The organism is Haloferax sp. s1, assembly GCF_058382125.1.
Genome location: NZ_JBZRPK010000186.1, coordinates 1 through 1,696, shown reverse-complemented (window position 1 = coordinate 1,696; position 1,696 = coordinate 1). Strand labels below are relative to the sequence as shown.

2 protein-coding genes are annotated in these 1,696 nt (G+C 64.4%); one reads left to right on the top strand and one right to left on the bottom strand.

Annotation, left to right across the window (positions count from 1 at the left end; translation table 11 throughout):
- A partial coding sequence (locus QT222_RS01490; RefSeq protein WP_491476074.1) for a DUF7972 family membrane protein occupies window positions 1–952 on the top strand: 952 nt, incomplete at its 5' end.
- Window positions 953–990: 38 nt separating this feature from the next.
- Here QT222_RS01490 and QT222_RS01485 read toward each other — a convergent pair.
- Window positions 991–1,696 (bottom strand): dipeptide epimerase (locus QT222_RS01485; RefSeq protein ID WP_491476073.1); only part of this gene is annotated, 706 nt, incomplete at its 5' end.

The window sequence follows — 1,696 nt, the reverse complement described above, 5'->3', positions numbered from 1 at the left end:
CGTCGCGTCCGCGCCGCTCGTCGTTGTGTTTCTCAGTATCGTCGTTCTCGGCGTGCTCGACCCGCGTCCACTCGAATCGGCCGTCGAGGCATCCGACCCCATCGAGACGCTCGCACAGGGACTTCTCACTGCAATCATCACCGGTGTCACGCTCGTCGTCAGTATCAACCAACTCGTACTCTCGCGCGAACTCGGTCCGCTCGGCGAGCAACGCGACCGGATTCAAGGGTCGATAGCGTTCCGCGAGGACGTCGCCGACTTACTCGACGCACCGGTCGCTCCGCCGGAGCCATCAGCGTTCTTGCGCGCGCTCGCCGAGAGCATCGCCGCCCGTGCGCGAACCGTCGAAGAGACGGTCTCCGGCGACCGCGCGCCAGAGACTGACGCGGCGGCGCGCGTCCGGGAGTTCGCATCGGAAGTCGAAGGAAACGCCGAGGCGGTCGCCGAGCGTCTGGAGGGCCGGCAGTTCGGAACGTTCGGTGTTCTCTCCGCGGCGCTGGACCTCAACTACTCGTGGAAGATGTATCAGGCAACGCGGCTCCGCCGCGTCCACGATGATGACCTCCCGGACGAAACGAGGGCAGCACTCTCGGACCTACGCGATGCGCTCGAACTGTTCGGTCCCGCCCGCGAACACGTCAAGACGCTCTACTTCCGGTGGGAACTCGTCAACCTTTCGCGGTCGATGTTTTACACCGCCGTCCCCGCGCTCGTGGTGAGCGTCGGCTCGATTCTCTTTCTCAACGACCTCTCGACCGTTACGGGCGCGACACTCGGCGTCTCGAATCTCTTGTTGGTTGTTGCTTTCGTGACTGCCATCTCGTTAGCGCCCTTCTCGGTCCTCGCTGCCGCCGTGCTCCGAATTTCGACGGTCGCAAAGCGGACGCTCTCTATCGGCCCGTTCGTGTTGCGCTCGGAAACGAGAGAAGAGGACCTCGATTGGGAATCCTAAGTCGGACTCCCGGACGTTAATCGAGGAGACCTGCGTTCTTATTGCAACTGTGCGCCGGTTCCGGCGCGGTCCAGTTCCGTGAGGTTGATTGCGCCGTTCGGCATCGGAACGCTCTCGTAGGGGTCGTTCGCGAGGAGGAGCGACCCGTCGAGGTCGGCGTAATCGAGCAGCGGCGCGAGGTGACACCCTGCCGCGATGGCGGCGTTCGTCTCAATCATGCAACCGAGCATGACTTCGAGCCCGTGCGCGCGGGCGGTGTGAATCGCGCGCTTCGCTTCCACGAGACCGCCACATTTCATGAGCTTCAGGTTTGCGATGTCGACACGGTCGGCAATCTTGGGGATGTCGTCGGCCGTGATGCAGGATTCGTCGGCCGCGATGGGGAGCGCACCGTGGTCGTAGACGAACTGCAGGCCCTCGTAGTCCTCGGCGGGAACGGGTTGTTCGACGAACTCTACACCGTAGCCCGCAAGGAATTCGGACATTTCGACGGCTTCGCGGGGCGTCCACGCCTCGTTGGCATCGACGCGGATTCTCACGCCGGGTGCTTCGTCGCGGACGGCCTCGATGATAGCCTTGTCGCGGTCGGTGCCGAGTTTGACCTTGAGCACGTCGTAGCCCGCATCGTACGCCTCGTCCGCCTTCTCGCGCATCGTGTCGAGGCCGGCGAGACCGATGGTGAACGACGCGGTCGGCGCTCGGGCGCCGCCGAGGCCCCACAGGCTGTAGCGCGGGACGCCGCGC